This window comes from Corynebacterium pseudodiphtheriticum DSM 44287 (assembly GCF_000688415.1).
Taxonomy (GTDB): Bacteria; Actinomycetota; Actinomycetes; order Mycobacteriales; family Mycobacteriaceae; genus Corynebacterium; species Corynebacterium pseudodiphtheriticum.
Genome location: NZ_JIAH01000006.1, coordinates 85,581 through 104,326, shown reverse-complemented (window position 1 = coordinate 104,326; position 18,746 = coordinate 85,581). Strand labels below are relative to the sequence as shown.

The following is an 18,746-nucleotide window of genomic DNA, read 5'->3' as shown; positions in this document are numbered from 1 at the left end:
AGCTACTTAGGCTACAGAATGATCTATTCCGTGGTTGTATCACCCACCCCTGTGAGGGCCCAACCATCATAATTAACCTCAAAAATCAGAGGCAGGTCTGCCGGTAACCATCCACGATAACCAAAGTATTCCGGGGCCCTATGGGAGCACAAAGTAACATCTAGCCTATCGAGCACGTCAAAATCAACGTCACCGTCGGCATCTTTCAGGTACACCACCTCTTGAGTGTCGTAGCTGCCTAAGTCATAAGCCTCATCAGGCTCCAGACCCAGATGTTCGGAAATATCATCGACACTGGTGTACGGACATTGGACACCAAATTCTACCCAATGCTGACCATAAGCATCGCGAACCGAGATAGTAACCGGGCCCCCAGATTCACTTGCAGCTGGTAACGCTTGTTCAATTTCGCTTGAACAAGCCACCAAGAACGCCATCAAAGACAACGCAAGGAACGCTTTACCCTGCCCAAAACTCAAGGGAAAACGGGAAGAATATCTCATTTCGGCAATGTCTCTAGCAAAGATGCATTCGCCATATCTTTACAGACATAAACGATTCCCTTATCCATACCCTCTTTTCCTTTTATCATCAACCCAATAGCACGTCCTGCAGCATTGTTAAGAACATCCATCTCCGCTTCGCCTGGATCATTCGGCCATACGTCTTCGTGGTTATTCGCAATCCGTAACGCTGCATCTTCAGACAAATGCAAAGTCATCAATCCGCTCCAGTAGCAGTGACGAAAAGCACGGCATGGCTGTCGACGTATTGGGGTTTGAACCCATCCAGCTGGAAAGCTAAACCAGGCACCACGCAAACACAAAATAAAGCCGCGGGATCCGAGAGCGGACCCGCGGCTTTTATCGGCACTGGCACTAGTACCAGTGCATCAACTTCTCACGACTTATAGCTCGCTGATTGGGCTGCGGTGCGGCAGCACGCGGGGACGCTTACCCGCGATGTCTTCAACGAAGCGTACTACCTGGTTGGAGTAGCCATACTCGTTGTCGTACCACACATAGACCACCAAATGTTTGGTGCCATTGGCAATCGTCGCCAAGCCATCGACCACACCGGCTTTAACGGAGCCAACGAAGTCCGAGGAGACCAATTCTGGGTCGTTGACGTAGTCCACCTGCTGACGCAGATTCGACAGCAGCGCCACCTTGCGCAAGTAGTCATTGACCTCGTCCTTGGTCACCTCAGTTTCCAGTTCCAGGTTCAACACCGCCATCGAAACGTTCGGGGTTGGCACGCGGATAGCATTACCGGTGAGCTTGCCTTCGAATTCCGGCAAGGCCTTTGATACCGCCTTGGCAGCACCGGTTTCGGTGAGCACCATATTCAGACCCGCAGCGCGTCCACGACGGTCACCCTTGTGGTAGTTGTCGATGAGGTTCTGGTCGTTGGTAAACGAGTGGGCGGTTTCCACGTGGCCGTGCGCGACGCCGTAGCGATCGCCCAGTGCCTTGAGCACCGGAGTAATGCCGTTGGTGGTACAGGATGCTGCAGATAGCACCTTGTCATCGTCACTAATGCTGTCTTCGTTGATGCCGAAAACGACGTTCGGGATATCGCCCTTGCCCGGCGCCGTCAGCAAGACACGGTCTGCGCCCTTGGCCTCCAGGTGCTGCGACAAGCCCTTGCGATCACGCCATGCGCCGGTGTTGTCGACGACAATGGCGTTGTTGATGCCATAGGAGGTGTAATCGATTTCCTGTGGCGCGTTGGCGTAGATAACCTGGATCTTGGTGCCGTTTGCCCAGATAATGTTGTTTTCTTCATCCACGGAAATGGTGCCGTTGAATTCGCCATGCACGGAATCACGGCGCAGCAGCGAGGCACGTTTAATGATGTCGCCGTCGCCCTTGGAGCGCACGACAATCGCACGCAAACGCACACCGCCATAGGATGCTTCGCGCTCCACCAGGATGCGTGCGAGCAGACGACCAATACGGCCAAAACCGTACAGCACGACGTCGGTGGGTTCTTTCACGTTGGTGCGGCCACCAATGACTTCCTCTAACTCGGAGTGCAGGTAGTCAGAAAGATCAGTAGCACCGGATTGCGCAAACCCAACGGCCAAGCGCCCGACGTCGATCGATGCAGTACCCAAATCCATTGAGGTGAGTTCGCGCAGCACCGGCAGGGTCTTCTCCAGCGGCAAGTCTTCTTCGATGACCTGGTGCGCACGTTCGTGGGCTTTGATGATATCGATGTCGGTGACGCTAATCAGCAAACGACCAAAAATAGAGGTCACAACGTTGTTGTTGCGGTGCAGCGAGCTGATCAGCGGGATCATCTCCTGCGCCAGCGCGATGCGTTCATTCCAGTTGTCGTGTCCTACCTCGGCGGGCTGATTCACAGTCATCTTCCTTTACGCGGGGGTATCGGGGTGCAAAATTACAACCCACATCCTACCCTGATTTTGGTTACTACCCCCGTAATTGGGCAAGGATGTCGGCGACACTGCCCTGACCGATCTTGTCGACGTCTTCGCCGACCAAGCAATATGCCACCCGCGGATCATTCTCCTGTCGCAGTGGCGCCAGCAATGAGTTCAACAGCGGATACATCGCCGGCACGTCATCGTGGTGTTCGCGAATAAATTCCGTCTCGAGACCGCGGGCCACCCGGCCGGAAAACGCCCGGGTCGCAACCGAGGCACCCCCGGCCTGCAGTAGGGTGCGGTTGAACTCACTGGTGCCGGCTTCGTCGGCAAGCAAAAACGCCGAACCGCAACTCACCGCTTTCACCCGCGGAAGCTTAAGCAACTCACGGGCATCGTCAGCAGTACGCACCCCACCAGAGGCCACGAGTTGTGCATTCACGCCAGCCAGCGACATCGTCTCGATAAGATCAACCAACCCTAGCCCGGACGGTTGTTCTTCCACCGACCAGGTTCCGCGGTGACCACCAGCGGCTGGGCCTTGCACGACTAGAGCATCGGCACCTGCATCTTGCGCACTCAACGCGTCTTCAATACTGGTGACGGTCACCCATGCCTCGATACCAGCCTCATGCAGGCGGCTTATTTCTGCAGAGCTAAAACACCCGAATGTCGAGCTGACCACCGTCGGTGGATTATCGGCGGACACAACAGCATCCAACTTATCCTGCCAACCATTGCTGTAATCCAGGTTTGGAAGCTGATCCGCTACCGCGTAGTCGCGCTGTAATTGTTGGTGAAAAGCGCTGATCTCCGCAGTAATTTCCAGCGGGGTTTGTGGGGCAAATAAATTGACCCCGTAACGCACCCCCGAATCCATGCCGGCGAGCATGTACTGCGCGTGGTCCACCGAAGTGGTGCCGAACGCCAGAAAACCGAAGGAACCAGCTTTAGCGGCTGCGTTAACCAGCCGCGGTGTGGACGGGCCACCTGCCATAGGTGCGATGAGTATACGGGATTCTAGTTGGCGTAATACTTCCGACATATCTGCCAGGCTAATGCAGATCACCGGCGTGCAGCAGTCAGTAGAGAAAACCCCCGCAATAATGAGACACTGGGCGGGTGAATATTGTGCGCAACCTATTATCAAGAATTTTCGGACGCAATACCGAAAGCACTAGTGACGCAATCGCCAACCCCGCCGACGGTGGGTATCAAAGGGCAACGACCCAACAACCGGTATTAAATCTTGCTGACGTCACGGCCGAGTGGCTAATCGTCGGCTTGGGTAATCCGGGGCAAAAATATGTGGCCACGCGCCACAACGTGGGCTATATGGTGGTCGACGATCTGCTGGCCGCATCCGGCGAGACCCTCCAGCCTATTAAAGATGTGCAGGCTTTCGGCACCATCATTGAATGTGGCGAAAACTCCGCTCTGGTACTGCGCACCGCAAGCTTTATGAATAATTCTGGCCCGGCGATTGCCGAAGTTGCTCAACAACTGGGCATCCCCGCCGAGCGAGTGTTGCTTATTCACGATGAGTTAGACCTGAAAGAGCACAAAATCCGCCTCAAACAAGGCGGAAATGAAGCCGGACATAACGGCCTAAAATCGACGACTGAGCACCTGGGCACCCGTGATTATCCCCGCGTACGTATGGGGGTGGGCCACCCTGGGAAAGGAAACGACATCATTGCCTGGGTTCTAGGCCCGGTCCCAGCCGGGGCTGGTTTTGATGAGTTTATTGCCACCGGCGCCGAAGCCGCCCGGTTAATCGTGGCCAGGGGTTTAGGCGCCGCGCAAAACGAGATTCATTCTCGCTAATTAGTTTTGTGCAGTGCTGGTGACCTGGTCAAGCAGTTTGTCCAGGCCAGCCTTGGCCGCATCGGATGCGCGGAATTCACCATTGGCATCTTCTGGGTATGCAGCATTGAGGTCGATGTTCACGTCTTCGTCTGCCAGCTGCATAGCCAACATACCGCTAACTACAGTGCGCCAGGTGTCGGTCGCACCTTTGCCTGCCTGTGAGTAACCGTAGCCGACGAAACCGATTGGTTTGCCCTGCCATTCCTGGCCAAGCTGGTCGAAGGCATTTTTCATTGGGCCAGGTACGGTGCCGTTATATTCCGGAGTCACGAAAACAAAGCCGTCGTACTGGGCAATTACTTTGGCCCACTGCTGGGTCTTAGGATCCCCGTACTCGCCATTGGCCATGGCAGGGACGGTATCTGCAGCCAAAAATGGCAGGTCATGATCCTGCAGGTCGATGATTTCGTAATTGTGGCCGTCATTGCGGTGGGATGCGTGCTCGTGCACCCAGTGGCCAATCGCTTCACCAGCGCGGCCTGCACGGATCGAACCAATAAAGACACCAATATTCACGGTTACCTCCTAGAAATAATGAAGTTGATACAACAACAATAAAACGACTTTAGTTGACCTGTCAACAATAACTTCTTGGTATTCGTGAAAACCAGATCCACGTCGGCACGCACAGCACCGAACCATTAGACTGTTCAACCATGACCACTGCTGTTTCCTCCCCTGCCCACGAGGCCTCGCGCCGCCGCACCTTTGCTGTGATCGCCCACCCCGACGCGGGTAAATCAACCCTGACCGAGGCGCTGGCGCTACACGCACACATCATCACCGAAGCTGGCGCGGTACACGGCAAAGGAAACCGCAAAGCCACCGTGTCTGACTGGATGGACATGGAAAAAGACCGAGGCATTTCCGTGGCCTCTTCCGCGCTGCAGTTCAACTATTCCCCGGAAGGCCACGACGGCGAACCGTACGTGATCAACCTGGTAGATACCCCTGGACACGCAGATTTTTCGGAGGATACCTACCGCGTTCTCACTGCCGTCGACGCGGCAGTCATGCTCATCGACGCCGCCAAGGGCCTGGAGCCGCAAACACTGAAGCTATTCCGCGTATGTAAAGCCCGTGGTTTGCCGATTATCACGGTGATCAACAAGTGGGACCGGGTGGGCCGCGAACCTTTGGAGCTTGTCGACGAAATCGTCAACGAAATCCAGCTCCAGCCCACACCGCTATACTGGCCGGTCGGCGAAGCCGGTGACTTCCGCGGGCTCGCCCACATTAACGACGGCGGTGAAGCCGATAACTACATCCACTTCATCCGCACTGCCGGCGGTTCCACCATCGCACCGGAAGAGCACTACTCACCGCAGCAAGCTGGCGAAAAAGAAGCCGAGGCTTGGGAAACGGCGGTGGAAGAAGCCGAGCTTTTGGCTGCCGATGGCGCGCTGCACGATCAAGATTTATTCGAACAGTGTGTGACCTCGCCGTTGATTTTCGCCTCCGCGATGCTGAACTTCGGCGTACACCAAATCCTGGACACGTTGTGCGCAATCGCCCCAGAACCAAGTAGCCGCGAGTGCGACCCCAAGGTAGTGGAAAAGGCCACCGGGGCCATCGCCGAAACCCGCGAGGTGGACGACGATTTCGCCGGCGTCGTGTTCAAGGTTCAAGCCGGCATGGACCGCAACCACCGCGACACCCTAGCCTTTATGCGCGTGGTCTCTGGCGTCTTCGAGCGCGGCATGCAGGTCACGCACGCGCAATCTGGGCGCAGCTTCTCGACGAAATACGCGCTGACCGTTTTCGGCCGCACCCGCGATACCGTTGAGGCCGCCTATCCAGGCGATATCGTCGGATTGGTCAACGCGGGATCGCTGGCTCCTGGCGATACCATTTATTCGGGCAAGAAGATCCAGTTCCGCCCGATGCCACAGTTTGCTCCGGAAAGTTTCCAAACCTTGCGTGCAAAATCGCTGGGCAAATACAAGCAATTCCGCAAAGGGTTGGAGCAACTGGATGCCGAAGGCGTCGTGCAGATCCTGCGCAACGAACTGCGCGGCGACGCTGCCCCAGTGATGGCAGCCGTGGGCCCGATGCAATTCGAAGTCATGCAGGCCCGCATGGAGGTCGAATACAACGTGGAAACCGTCGTCGAACCCGTACCTTATTCGGTAGCACGACGCACCGATGCGGCCTCAGCTGAAGAATTAGGCCGCCAGCGCGGAGTGGAAATTTTCACTCGCACCGACGGCGAATTGATTGCGCTGTTCGGCGATAAATGGAAGCTCGCGTTCGTACAAAAAGAACACCCAGAGCTCACCATGGAGCCGTTGGTAGCCGATTAAGCATCAGCCCGCGCTGCGTATAAGTCGACTAGTATAGCTCGACCGCCCGCAAGTCGATACTGCCATCACCAGTGATTTCCAATTGGCTAATCGGGCGGTTCTTTACTGTTTCCGGCAAGCTAATCCTTAAGGTGCGTATCCAGTATTCACCGTTGCTGGTTTCCGTGGTGGCATCTTTCAGTACCGGGTTGGGTGTCGGCACTGGGACTGGCTGGCGGGAACCATCGTCCATGATCGCCGTAATTTCCAGCTTGGTTTCTTTCTTGCCGTCTTCCCGGCTGCCAGTAGGCATCATGTGCATGCTCAGCGCTTCCGCGCCTGCAGAACTCACCGGAACCACCGCGGGGGATTTAGTCAATTGCACGCGGGCATTGACAGAAGCGGAATTGACGATTCCCAGGTCCACGAAATCGCAGCGGTCGTCATACTGCACCGGGTTCATAGAGGGATAAATCCGACAGAACTCGGCCTCACTCCCTGGCAGTTGCGCTTCTGGCTCTGAAGCAATCCATTGCTCTGCAGCGGCCGGGGTGACAGCATACACACTCGCTTCTCTGCCTGCGAGCTCACTCGGTAGCTCGTCATCAGCCTGCAATGGATACGGCCCGTCTTGGCCACGGAGAGTTTGATCAAACCAAAGCCGGAGAGCTTCTGCTAAAAATTCCTCATGCTCTGTGGCACCAATGTCGCTAATTTCGCCATCATCGATGCGGTCGTCGAATTCCCGCTTGGATAAAACGCGGTTAATATAGTTGTGCCCAAGCCCCGACACAATAACGTTTAAGGCTGCCGTGTTTCTGTCTTGCCCCACGTATTCCGGCAACCAGTCAGCTGCGGCCTGGGAAGTATCCCCATCTGCTTGCCCATCGATGGTCAAAGTAGGCACATCGGCGGGAGCTGGGGAAAAATTATCTTCTGGAAATTCTGGCACATGGTAGAACCCGCCATAGCTGGCCAAAGATATCTCAGGCCACATTTCTGCAGCCTTATTTCCTAGCAATGCAGAACGCGAGTGCATAAACACACCAGTGCGAGAAAGATCCGTCATGCCCACAAGGCTGTCGTCTAAGTGCTGCGACTGGCCCTGGTTCGCCGCCTCTAGTTCTGTACGAATGGCACTGACCACACCCGCCCAGGCTTCCACCTGGTCGTATGGTTGCGTGGGGCTTTCTGGCGCCCACAACGGGCCTAAGTCAGGAACGACGACGGTGTATCCGGCCTCTGCGAGATCCTCTGCCAAATAGTGCATTCCGCGATCTGCACGTACCTCATCTACCCCATCTGGGCACGGGTAGGCGAAAGTATCATCAGCGCAATTAAACGTGCGCAAATGATTCACTACCACCAGCGGAGCATTGCTATGCCCCGCCGTTGTCACGCTGCCGCGGACGGGTAAATCTATGTCTGGAGAAACCTGATAATCCTCCAGCGCAAATTCATAGGTGGTGGCAGTTGTTTTTTCCGTGGCCGTAGTAGTTTCTGCAGCCGTATTCTGCCCCGTTGTTGCCTGTTCTGGCGCTGCCTTCCGCGCGTCGTCATCAGACGGAGCCGAACAGGCCCCGAGCAACAAAGTAGTACCTGTCAACACAGCTAAAATACTCGAACGCATGACAGACAATTCTACCGGCACGGTGGGTTCCGGTCGTGTTTACCGGACAGGGCTGGGAAGCCGCCAATCATCAAACGTAGGGTGAACTAGTCTCTAGCCCACCCTACGAATAGCTCCAACTGCACAATCAATGAGCCAGTAGGAGCGCCGACTCACGGTAATCAGAATCCGATGGCGCGCAGAGCCTGATCGTAATCGTCTTGAGTGACCTCAACCTTGGAACAATCCTGGGGGACATAAATGCTCAGACGTGGCTCACCTGGCTTACCATCAAAGCGGGCACGACAATCCGCAGCCTGCTGCGGGGTTGTTAGACCATAATTTAAGGCATTGTAATATTTGTTATCCACGTTCTTAAGAAACGCCACCAATGCGCGGAAGTTGCTTGGCTGATTACCGCTCGGGTCGTTCCAGAGCACGGAGCTGCCAATAGACAGCGCCGAGCTGAGCTGATTCACCACTGAATTGTCCTGAGCCGACGACGATTGCACCAGTTGTTTCTGAACAGGCGTCGCTTGAGCGACTCCGCCACTTGCCAGGCCTGCCAGCGTGAGAACAGCCAAGCTTGCGGTGAACATTTTCTTCATGAATACTCCTTGTCTAGTTATGTGATCGAACATTTCATGCTTCACCAGTGAAGCGGTTCATACAGCTGCTATTTTACATAGCACTACCTAACAATACCTAGACGCACCTTTATGATCCCCCCCCACACACCGAGGGCAAATGCTTAGGAACAAAACCGGAACGATACCGGAACAATGTAGTCGTGGAAGATAATTCAGATAATTCTGAGATTAAATTCGTTTTCCTTTAACCGGTCAGGAATTCTTCCCATTGCGGCCATTCTTTTTCCGTTTGGATCTGGCCCATCCGGTAGCTGTGCAACAGCTTTTCGGCATCGCGTTCCGTTGATTCCACGGACAAATCCGTCGGAAAGAACAATTGCGCACGGCCTTGTTTCTCCAACGTAAGCAGGCGATCTTTCGCGGCATTGTATTTATCCGGCCGTTCAATCATGGCCTTGGCCACAGCTGGGTGTTTAAAAAATGCTCGACGCAAAAAGCCCTCACGCTGCGTGGCTGGGCGCACATAATCGCGGGGCTTCGTCGCCAAGAAAAGAATCTTTCTAAAACCAGCTTGCTCGGCCTCATTGACCACAACACCACCGGAATCTCCCAATGCACCATCGACAAACGGCACATCATCAATCAGGCGCATCGGCATGATCAGCGGCAGTGTGGATGAGGCGCGTACGCGCATCATCAGATCCGGCAAGCTTGGCATGTCCTCCCGGCCCCAGTTGACGGTCTCTCCGGTATCGGCACGCGTGGCACTGATGCAGACTTGTGCCGACGATTCCGTGAACGTTTTCCAGTCAAACGGGAGATCTTTGTCGGCGGCTTTTTCGTAGATAAACTCTGCATTGAAATATCCCCGACCGCGCAAGAAATGACTCAACCCACCAAACGAGGGGTTATTCGCGAAATCCGTGAACGAACTGCGGGCGCGTTCTTTATCACCGGAGAGGAAATTCACGGTGTGTGAGGCACCAGCGGATACACCACCGACCCAGCCAAATTGCACTTGCTTTTCCAGCAGGTGCACAATGCTGGCGGCGGTATAGGAATTGCGCATTCCCCCGCCTTCAATCACTAAAGCTGTATCTCGTGCGTCGATCATCCTTGCCCATAATAGTCGCGAGCTCGCGAAATTGTGACTAAAAGTGATTCACCATTAACCGGTTAGAATGACCGCATGGGACTATTCGACCTGCTACGCGGTTCTGCTAAGCCCACTCTCACCCAGCTTCCTGATATTGCACGCCACGTAGGCGTCGACAAGCTGGCAGTGCACACGGCGGAAGAAATGGTGATCATCACAGGATCGGCGCAGGTTGCAGGCATCATTCTGGATGCCGCCCACAATAATCACGCTGCGGTGGTTATGGGACCCAATGCGCAGATTGTATTAGTGCCGACGAAAACTGATGATCTGCCGGTACACGATCCGAACAATGGTTGGCTGCTTCCGCTAAGCCCCGCACTCCGTTCTGCAATCACCCAGCGCTTGGCACCCAAGCCATGTGAACTGGAACTGACCGAACGCATCGGCATAATTATTGAATAAAACGAATGTATACGAGCGCTTAAACTCCGAGTGCGCCGAGCACGATTAACAGCACGCCCACGCTGTAGCCTGCCACCTTGCTCAAGAGCTCAGTGCTGTGTGATGCCTTAGTAAACAGCCGCCCAATAGGCGAATTCGGAGCAATACGGACCCAACCGACGAGCAAAGCGGCGATGATCGGCAGCGACAGCGCGATGCTGGCATATAGCACCACCCCGGCCCCCAGCATCGCTGGTGCAGGATGCAAGGCTGCCAGTACGATTAGCCCTGCGAAAAATGGCACGGAAGTCGCCGATTGCACTACGCCGAGGCCGAAGCCAATCCAGAACGTCATCGGGGACGGCCGCTGCAGCCCACCAAGCAATCGCCCCACCACCGCCGGCGGTTTCCCCTTCGAGATCCACGTACCCAGCAAGGTGACCACACCAACCGCCATCAACGTCAGGCCGAAGGCCGCAGAATCCAGAATTTTCTGCATCAACTCACCGAAGCCAGAAAATACAACGGTCACCAGCAAAGCCAGCGCAAAAACCCCAGACCAATTGCCCGCCACCAATAGCGGGGTAACCTTTTTATACATTCCGGCTGGCAGCAGCACGCCTAGGGCAACGATCACTGCGATGGACAAGACATTAATCGAGTCCATGAAGGCGTAACTGACGGCGTAGAGCATAGTTGAAACTTTACCGTGCGCGGCTAGCAGCTCACTGATAGATCCAGCCTGATAGGTCCAACCCTGGGTGAGACAGTCGATCAGGGGCTGGCTTGTAGACTCAATGCTATGCTTTCTGCCCCGCGCACCGTCACCGATATCGCGACCGATGGCTTCCTCGCGCAAGCCGATTGTCTGGCGCTATTCCATGCTCGTTTTGGCGAGATCAGCCGTGTGCAGCTCACCGTGCACCCGGAACCTGACGGCACGGAAACCCAAAACCCGACCGACCAGAAAGCACTTGCCGACGGCTGGGACCGGGCAGTGACGGTATCGTTTGCAAGCAGCAACTTGCAGCAGCAAGTGGAGCTAGCAGGTACTTGGGTCGCGACCATCGCCGATGATGCTTGGTATTGGCAGACTGCTGCCGTCATTGATTTTCCAGGGATCGCAGAATTGGATCCGCAGCATCCACAGGTCGCAAGCGATGAGCTCCTAGCTGCGGGACGCACGCTATTTCGTAATATTCCAGCGGTATTGGTTCCGCTTACTGCATCTTCACGCAAGGACGAGACCCAGCGCTGTGCTGTCGTGATGATTAGAGATTTTGCCGAGGAAGGTCCAGTTCCACTAGCACTGACGCATGGTTTAGCGAAGTTGCCCAACAACTACGACGTTATGCGTGCACTGAAAGGCTTTGCAGTGGTACGCGGTCTTGATTTTTATACCGATTCGACGACTGCCACCATCGGTTCCGGTGACAACCAGATAACCATTACCGTGCGAAACGGTGTTGCTGTCGATGTGGCCTCAAAGATTACGAAGACCTCGAAGATTACGAAGCAGCTTGATTCGGACGAGACAAACGTGCCGCCGGAGCCGACCATTGACAAACTTATCCACGACGGACGCCAATTTATCCGGCAGCATTCCGACGACGAACGAAGCACCAACACGGCCGTTGACTGCTGGGCTCTTGCCACTGTGAGTGGTGATACGTGGACGTGGGCATGGGCCGATCCCATGCTCGCGAACACGCCTGGTGCACAAGAAAGCCGAAAGCTCTTAGACTTCGGGATCCAGAATGGAGTCATAGATTTTGTCCGACCACATATTGATATTCGACGGATGCGTAGCTGCTTAGCGTTTGAAACCGAAGTCTCCTATACCAATCTCGCCGACACTTGCAGCGAGCAAAGCACAGAACATGCCCAGACTATCGCCACTCTTGTCACAGCATGTGCACCTATCACAGAGTGCTTTAGCCATAAGATCGACCAACTCGATAAGAAAACCACGGGTGTTTTGGTCTTTTCTTCCTAGACTCATGACGCAAGCCCGGAAGCTAACTCTCACACTTGCTAGCTTCCGGGCTTGTATCCGGGTTGCGGGTGGGTGAGCTCAGTGGTGCCGCTAAGCGCAGCACCAACCGGCCACCGCATGCTAGAAAAATCTAGCTCTCTTTCGCTTCTACTGGCGTTTCACTCACGACGATGCCATCCGCATCGGCATAAACATACTGTCCAGGGACAAATTCAATGCCACCAAATTGCACGGTGATATCGACTTTGCCAACCTTATCTTTCGCGGATTTGCGCGGGTTGGTCCCCAAAGCCTTGACACCAATATTCATAGTGCCGATTTCTTGGGAATCCCGGATGGCTCCATTAACGATGATCCCAGCCCAGCCGTTATCCACGCCTGCGCCAGCGATCATGTCGCCGACCATAGCGGTATGCAGATTTTCTTGGGCATCGATGACCAAGACTCCGCCTTCGTTCGGTTGGTTCAAGATTTCTTTCACCAAGGCATTATGTTGAATTGCCTGGATGGTGGAAATCTTGCCGCAAAAGTCGGTTTTTCCTCCGTAGTTGGTGAACTGCTTGTCGCAGCTGCGTAGCTGTTCACCGTGGATATCTCCGATATCGGCGGTGGGAACGAATTGGATCGCCATGATTAGAACTGGCCTTCCTCAGTGGAACCCTTCAATGCGGTGGTCGACGACGTTGGGTCGACGGTGGTGGCGATGTTGTCGAAGTAACCGGCACCGACCTCACGCTGGTGCTTGACGGCGGTGAAGCCGCGCTCTTTTGCTGCAGCGAATTCCTTATTCTGCAGCTCGACGAACGAGGTCATGCCGTTGCGTGCGTAACCGTGTGCCAGGTCGAACATGCCATAGTTCAGGGAGTGGAAACCTGCCAGGGTAATGAACTGGAAGGTAAAGCCCATGGCACCCAGTTCTTTCTGGAACTTCGCGATGGTCTCGTCGTCCAGGTGCTTGGACCAGTTAAACGATGGCGAGCAGTTATAAGCCAGTTTCTGGTCTGGGAATTCAGCCTTGACGGCCTCGGCAAACTGCTTCGCGGCTTCCAGGTCTGGGACACCGGTTTCCATCCAGATCAGGTCGGAGTACGGCGCATAGGACTTTGCACGTGCGATACAAGGCTCGATACCTGGGCGTACGTGGTAGTAGCCTTCTGCCGTACGGTCACCTTCGATGAATGGCTTGTCGCGCTCGTCAACGTCCGAGGTGATCAGGGTTGCAGCTTCTGCGTCGGTACGTGCAATAACGACGGTTGGAACACCAGCAACGTCGGCAGCCAGACGTGCAGACGACAGGGTGCGGATGTGCTGCTGGGTAGGGATCAAAACCTTACCGCCCAGGTGGCCACATTTCTTTTCGGAAGCCAGCTGGTCTTCCCAGTGAGTACCTGCAGCACCGGCGTTGATCATGGCCTTCTGCAGCTCGTATACGTTCAGTGCACCACCGAATCCGGCTTCACCATCGGCAACGATAGGAACCAACCAGTTGTCGATGGAGTCATCGCCTTCGACACGAGCGATCTCGTCGGCACGCAGCAGTGCGTTGTTGATGCGGCGAACCACCTGCGGAACGGAGTTCGCTGGGTACAGCGACTGATCTGGGTAGGTGTGGCCAGCCAAGTTGGCATCACCAGCAACCTGCCAGCCGGACAGGTACACGGCCTTCAGACCACCGCGGACCTGCTGTACAGCCTGGTTACCGGTCAGGGCACCTAAGGCGTTGATGTAATGTCCATCGCCCTTCGAGACCTCGTCCCACAGGATCTCAGAGCCGCGGCGTGCCAGGGTGTGCTCTTCGACGACATTGCCTTGCAGCTCGGCTACCTTTTCTGCCGTGTAATCACGGGTGACGTTGGCCCAGCGAGGGTTTTCATCCCAATCTTTTTGGATTTCTGCGGCGGTACGTGCTTGACCGGTAGTAGTCATCGCAACTCCCTTTCTCGTTGGCTTATGAGGTGATTCACATCATGAGTCATGAATCCGATCACGTCAAGAATTGCATGTGGCCTACAGCCGACGGGGGTAGTGTCAGAATTCACATAAGTTTTCGAGATGAAAATACCCACTGAACAGCACCCGCAGAACAAAAACCCCTATGCGGTGCACGAATGCCACAGTCAAACAGTACGGACATACTGTTAAAACAGTACGATCGGACTGTTTTCTTAAGTTATTTTCGATAGTCGAACAGGGGTGAATTTACGCGTTTCCGGAACCGCACTACACACAGTGAGGCAATTCACTTATTGTGGTCTCATGCCCCGGGGCACAGTGAACGCCCATCGTGAGTGTCCACTCACACAGATCACGTACTCCCCTGAGGGTCTGACCGCGAGGATTAGAAGGAGTTTTATGACTAACGAAGACACCACCCCACGCACAGAGGTTGCAGGCCTCAACGTCGACAACACCCTCTACGAATTCGTCAACGGCACCGTGCTGCCACGTATCGGCATCGACGCCGACAAATTCTGGAATGGTTTTGCAGACATCATCCGCACCCACACCCCGCGCAACAAGGAACTGCTGGCCCGCCGCGACGAGCTGCAAAAGACTCTCGACGAGCACTTCCGTACCAACCCAGGCCAGCCAGATCCCGCAGAACACGAGAAGTATCTGCGCGAGATCGGTTACCTGGAAGACAAGCCAGCACTGGCTGATGTCACTACCGCCAACCTGGACTCCGAAATCGCCGAAGTCGCTGGCCCACAGCTCGTCGTTCCAGTTCTCAACGCACGATTTACACTGAACGCAGCTAATGCGCGTTGGGGCTCGCTGTACGACGCCTTGTACGGCACAGACGCTATCTCGGAAGAAGGCGGAGCAGAGCCAGGTGATTCCTATAACCCTGTCCGCGGTGACAAGGTCATCGCCTGGGCTCGCAACTTCCTGGACGAGGTCGCTCCCCTGGAACAAGGTTCGCATGCCGATGCCGAATCTTATGCCATCGACGGCGACAAGCTGGCAGTCACCGTGAATGGCTCCACCACCGGCCTAGCCAATGCCGAACAGCTCGTCGGTTTCAATGGCGAGAAATCCGCACCATCCGAGGTGGTGCTGCGCAACAACGGCCTGCACATCCTAATCCAGATCAACCCAGAACATCCCGTCGGCAAGACCGATAAGGCTGGGGTGTCAGACGTCATTCTAGAATCAGCCACCTCCACCATCGTGGACTTCGAAGACTCCGTTGCCGCCGTCGATGGTGAAGACAAGACCCTGGGCTACCACAACTGGTTCGGCCTGAACACCGGTGAGCTGAAAGAAGAGCTGGAAAAGGGCGGCCAGACCATCACCCGCAAGCTCAACGACGACCGCACTTACACGGACCTTTCTGGCACCGAGCAGACCCTGCACGGTCGCGCCCTGCTGCTGGTGCGCAACGTCGGTCACCTGATGACCAACCCTGCGATCCTGGTCGACGGCGAGGAAATTTTCGAAGGCATCATGGACGCTGTTTTGACCAGCGCCTGCGCTATCCCAGGATTGCAATCGGATAACCCTCGGAAGAATTCCCGTGCGGGATCGATCTACATCGTGAAGCCAAAGCAGCACGGTTCTGCCGAGGTAGCGTTCACCAACGATTTGTTCGCTTCGGTGGAAAAGCTGCTGGGCCTGGAGAAAAACACCTTGAAGGTTGGCGTTATGGACGAAGAACGTCGTACCTCGGCCAACCTGGCTGCTGCGATCACCGCGGTCAGCGAGCGCGTTGCCTTCATCAACACTGGATTCCTGGATCGCACCGGTGATGAGATCCACACCTCCATGCAAGCTGGACCGATGGTGCGCAAGGCCGATATGCAGACCGCACCATGGAAGCAAGCTTACGAAGACATCAACGTCGACACCGGTATCGCACTGGGACTGCCTGGTAAGGCACAAATCGGTAAAGGCATGTGGGCCATGACCGAGTTGATGGCAGACATGCTGGACAAGAAGATCGGGCAGTTGAAAGAAGGCGCATCGACCGCCTGGGTGCCATCCCCTACCGGCGCAACTTTGCACGCCACTCATTACCACCACGTCAACGTTCCGCAGATGCAGGAAGAGTTCCGCAAGGCCGGCGAGCGCGACAACTTCCTGAACCTTCTGACCGTCCCGGTTGCTGAAAACCCAGACTGGTCCGATGAGGTGAAGAAGGAAGAAGTCGACAACAACTGTCAGTCCATCCTGGGCTACGTGGTCCGTTGGGTAGAACAAGGTGTCGGTTGTTCCAAGGTCCCAGATCTTTACGACGTATCCCTGATGGAAGACCGCGCTACCCTGCGTATTTCTTCACAGCTGCTGGCTAACTGGATTGAGCATGGCGTCGTCAGCAAAGACTTCGTCGAACAGGAGCTGCAGAAGATGGCGGAAGTCGTCGACAAGCAAAACGCTGGCGACGATGCCTACCGCAATATGGCTCCGAACTTCGACGAGTCGGTGGCGTTCCAGGCGGCTCGCGACCTGATTTTCAAGGGCACCGAGTCCCCGTCCGGATACACTGAGCCAATCCTGCATGCTCGTCGTCGTGAGTTCAAAGCGAAAAACGCTTAACAATTCACCGATTCATCCTGGTGTGCTTAAGCACTGAAACAGCGCAGTGGTACACGTACACGAACTCCACATGGCCTAGTCCCTGTAGCAAAATTCAGGGGCTAGGCCAAAATTATCGGCAGCGCCACCATCGACAGAATCAACACAATAAAAATTCCGGCGATCCACCAGGCAGTGCGGTGCGCGAAGTTCAGGGTGAAATTCATCCCTGACTCCAGCTCTACCCATAGCCTCGGGTTATCCGGGTTGTGATAAAACATTCCATACTTGAGCTTGTCTCGGGGATCTGCCGGTGGATAGCGCTCATCCAATTCCTGCATGATCCGCGCGCTGCGCACCACCATACCGAAAGCGACTGCGAGAATCGCACCGATAAGCAACCAAATGGCAATTGCCCCGGTGCCCACAACAGGAAACTCAAACAATCCGGCGGTAATGCTGACCAACAGCACCACCACAAGCGCGAAGCTAAACTTGCCCAACATCGGCTGCATCAACTGTGCCAGTAAACGCTGCCGATTAATCGCACGTTCTGGTTTATCGTGCAAGCCATCTTTGGTCTGGTTCGTGATTCCCACCAGAATCCCGCAAGCTCCCGCGCATACTGCCGTAGTAATCGCTGGCCCAAGGCCAACGTGGGCTATCGCTGCCGGAAAAGATTTCGCGCTAAAACCATCTGCCGTCCCCGAAGCATCGAAGTGCGTAGGCATCGGGTCTGGCACGGCATGCCAGTTAATCCACAGAAAAGCCAGCGTGGCAACAATGACTGCTATACACGCTAGGTACCAGCCGAACTGAAATTTCGGGGGTGGCAGACGATCCTGTTTGTTACCGGAGGAGCTCACGGATCTCACCTTCCTGAACCTCAGAAATTGTATCCGGCTGGAACTGCGGTTCGTCGTCTTTATCGACCAGTACACAGCACACACCTTCGTCGAAATCAGGGCGGCCGCGCAAGTATTCGCCAACCCGGTATTCGTTATCCAAGGCGTCGGCAAGCGAATCAACCTGGGCGTTTGCGCGGAAAATTTCCGCAGCTGCCACCAGCGAAGTCGGCGATGCATGTTTCAAGGTGTCATTCACGCCAGCGACGAATGCTCTATCCGCACACTGTTCCAAAGCTGTGACGACCCTAGCCCAGGAATCCTGCGCAAAAACTTCCTCGATGGTCTCAATCTGCGAGGCCAACGGCGCGGTATCCGGGTTCGTATTCGCATATTTTTCCACCGCAGCCGCGTATCCGGATTCGATAACTGCTTCACGGAAAGCATCGGCATCGTCGGAGGCAATCTGGTGGGTAGCATAGCCAGTCCACAGCAGATCTGCGGCCTTCATGCGGTAGGCGGTCGTCGCCAGGTACAGCGCCAAGGCCCGAGACGCCTTACCCCGCGAGCCGACCATGCGCTGGAAAAAATATGTCATGCCGACATCTGTAATAAACCCGATGAGCATCTCTGGCATGGAAACAAAAGTTTTCTCGGTCACCACACGGTGAGAGCCAAAAGCGCTAATACCGGTACCACCCCCCATGACCACCCCATCCATGAGTGCAATGAATGGTTTCGGGAACTTATCGATGGCGTCGTTAAGCGCATATTCTTTGCGGAAGAATTCGTCGACTCCGGCCTTATTGCCCGCGAGACTTTGTTCACGTGCCGCGCGTACATCACCACCGGCACAAAAGCCTTTCGGGTTATTGGAATAGATCAGTACTTGCGTAACCGAATCATCTCTCGCCCATGCATCCAGCGCCCGGTGAATAATCTCCACCATCTCCAAGTTCAGGGAGTTCAGCACCTTCGGGCGGTTGAGTTCAAGAATTCCCGTTCCATTGCAAACAGAACTAATTACTTGGCGATCCTGTGTATCAGTCATAGCACCATCAGTCATAGCCCCATTGTGGCACAGTTAACGCAATAAAGTGAGGGCTGC

The 18,746-nt window shown here is 55.2% G+C and carries 18 protein-coding genes; 5 read left to right on the top strand and 13 right to left on the bottom strand.

Going from position 1 to position 18,746, the window contains the following annotated elements; genetic code table 11:
* Positions 1-23 precede the first annotated feature (23 nt).
* The 4 genes from O146_RS12130 to O146_RS0103505 all read right to left on the bottom strand — a co-directional run bounded on the left by O146_RS12130 (position 24) and on the right by O146_RS0103505 (position 3,437).
* Positions 24-503, bottom strand: a complete 480-nt coding sequence (locus O146_RS12130) for a hypothetical protein (RefSeq protein WP_027017676.1) — start codon at positions 501-503, stop codon at positions 24-26.
* Entirely contained in the window at positions 500-820 is a 321-nt protein-coding gene (locus O146_RS10970) for a DUF6973 domain-containing protein (protein WP_425265828.1), read from the bottom strand. Before O146_RS10970 ends, O146_RS12130 begins: the two co-directional genes overlap by 4 nt.
* A gap of 87 nt (positions 821-907) precedes the next feature.
* Positions 908-2,374, bottom strand: a complete 1,467-nt coding sequence (locus O146_RS0103510) for a glyceraldehyde-3-phosphate dehydrogenase (RefSeq protein WP_027017675.1) — start codon at positions 2,372-2,374, stop codon at positions 908-910.
* 64 nt (positions 2,375-2,438) lie between these two features.
* Entirely contained in the window at positions 2,439-3,437 is a 999-nt protein-coding gene (locus O146_RS0103505) for a nitronate monooxygenase (protein WP_027017674.1), read from the bottom strand.
* Positions 3,438-3,514: 77 nt separating this feature from the next.
* Between O146_RS0103505 and pth the strand changes: the two genes are divergently transcribed.
* Positions 3,515-4,219 carry an aminoacyl-tRNA hydrolase gene (gene pth / locus O146_RS0103500; protein WP_027017673.1) on the top strand — a complete coding sequence of 235 codons (705 nt, stop codon included), beginning with the start codon at positions 3,515-3,517 and terminating at the stop codon, positions 4,217-4,219.
* Here the strand turns inward: pth and O146_RS0103495 are convergent, their stop codons facing one another.
* Complete coding sequence (locus O146_RS0103495; protein WP_027017672.1) at positions 4,220-4,777, bottom strand: NADPH-dependent FMN reductase; 558 nt, start codon at positions 4,775-4,777, stop codon at positions 4,220-4,222.
* A gap of 140 nt (positions 4,778-4,917) precedes the next feature.
* Between O146_RS0103495 and O146_RS0103490 the strand changes: the two genes are divergently transcribed.
* Complete coding sequence (locus tag O146_RS0103490) at positions 4,918-6,564, top strand: peptide chain release factor 3 (RefSeq protein ID WP_027017671.1); 1,647 nt, start codon at positions 4,918-4,920, stop codon at positions 6,562-6,564.
* Positions 6,565-6,592: 28 nt separating this feature from the next.
* Here O146_RS0103490 and O146_RS0103485 read toward each other — a convergent pair whose 3' ends face one another.
* The 3 genes from O146_RS0103485 to O146_RS0103475 form a co-directional block, all read right to left on the bottom strand.
* Complete coding sequence (locus O146_RS0103485) at positions 6,593-8,173, bottom strand: alpha/beta hydrolase (protein WP_027017670.1); 1,581 nt, start codon at positions 8,171-8,173, stop codon at positions 6,593-6,595.
* A gap of 161 nt (positions 8,174-8,334) precedes the next feature.
* The gene (locus tag O146_RS0103480; RefSeq protein ID WP_027017669.1) at positions 8,335-8,760 is read right to left on the bottom strand and encodes a hypothetical protein; all 426 of its coding nucleotides are present in this window, start codon (positions 8,758-8,760) and stop codon (positions 8,335-8,337) included.
* Positions 8,761-8,986: 226 nt separating this feature from the next.
* Entirely contained in the window at positions 8,987-9,856 is an 870-nt protein-coding gene (locus O146_RS0103475) for a patatin-like phospholipase family protein (RefSeq protein ID WP_027017668.1), read from the bottom strand.
* 75 nt (positions 9,857-9,931) lie between these two features.
* Between O146_RS0103475 and O146_RS0103470 the strand changes: the two genes are divergently transcribed.
* Entirely contained in the window at positions 9,932-10,303 is a 372-nt protein-coding gene (locus tag O146_RS0103470) for a hypothetical protein (RefSeq protein WP_027017667.1), read from the top strand.
* A 19-nt stretch (positions 10,304-10,322) separates the two neighbouring features.
* Here O146_RS0103470 and O146_RS0103465 read toward each other — a convergent pair whose 3' ends face one another.
* Positions 10,323-10,976, bottom strand: a complete 654-nt coding sequence (locus O146_RS0103465; protein WP_027017666.1) for a hypothetical protein — start codon at positions 10,974-10,976, stop codon at positions 10,323-10,325.
* Between the two features lie 108 nt (positions 10,977-11,084).
* Between O146_RS0103465 and O146_RS0103460 the strand changes: the two genes are divergently transcribed.
* Positions 11,085-12,278, top strand: coding sequence for a DUF6882 domain-containing protein (locus O146_RS0103460; protein ID WP_027017665.1), 1,194 nt, complete (start codon positions 11,085-11,087; stop codon positions 12,276-12,278).
* A gap of 130 nt (positions 12,279-12,408) precedes the next feature.
* Here the strand turns inward: O146_RS0103460 and rraA are convergent, their stop codons facing one another.
* Both rraA and aceA read right to left on the bottom strand, forming a co-directional pair.
* On the bottom strand, positions 12,409-12,909 hold the full coding sequence (gene rraA / locus O146_RS0103455; protein ID WP_027017664.1) for a ribonuclease E activity regulator RraA: 501 nt from the start codon (positions 12,907-12,909) through the stop codon (positions 12,409-12,411).
* Positions 12,910-12,911: 2 nt separating this feature from the next.
* Positions 12,912-14,204, bottom strand: coding sequence for an isocitrate lyase (gene aceA / locus O146_RS0103450; RefSeq protein WP_021352777.1), 1,293 nt, complete (start codon positions 14,202-14,204; stop codon positions 12,912-12,914).
* A gap of 426 nt (positions 14,205-14,630) precedes the next feature.
* Between aceA and glcB the strand changes: the two genes are divergently transcribed.
* Entirely contained in the window at positions 14,631-16,814 is a 2,184-nt protein-coding gene (gene glcB / locus O146_RS0103445; protein ID WP_035000529.1) for a malate synthase G, read from the top strand.
* 101 nt (positions 16,815-16,915) lie between these two features.
* On the opposite strand, the gene O146_RS0103440 is transcribed toward glcB, so the two are convergent.
* Complete coding sequence (locus O146_RS0103440; protein WP_027017662.1) at positions 16,916-17,659, bottom strand: DUF1648 domain-containing protein; 744 nt, start codon at positions 17,657-17,659, stop codon at positions 16,916-16,918.
* Entirely contained in the window at positions 17,643-18,704 is a 1,062-nt protein-coding gene (locus O146_RS0103435) for an enoyl-CoA hydratase/isomerase family protein (protein WP_244266802.1), read from the bottom strand. Before O146_RS0103435 ends, O146_RS0103440 begins: the two co-directional genes overlap by 17 nt.
* Between the last annotated feature and the right edge of the window lie 42 nt (positions 18,705-18,746).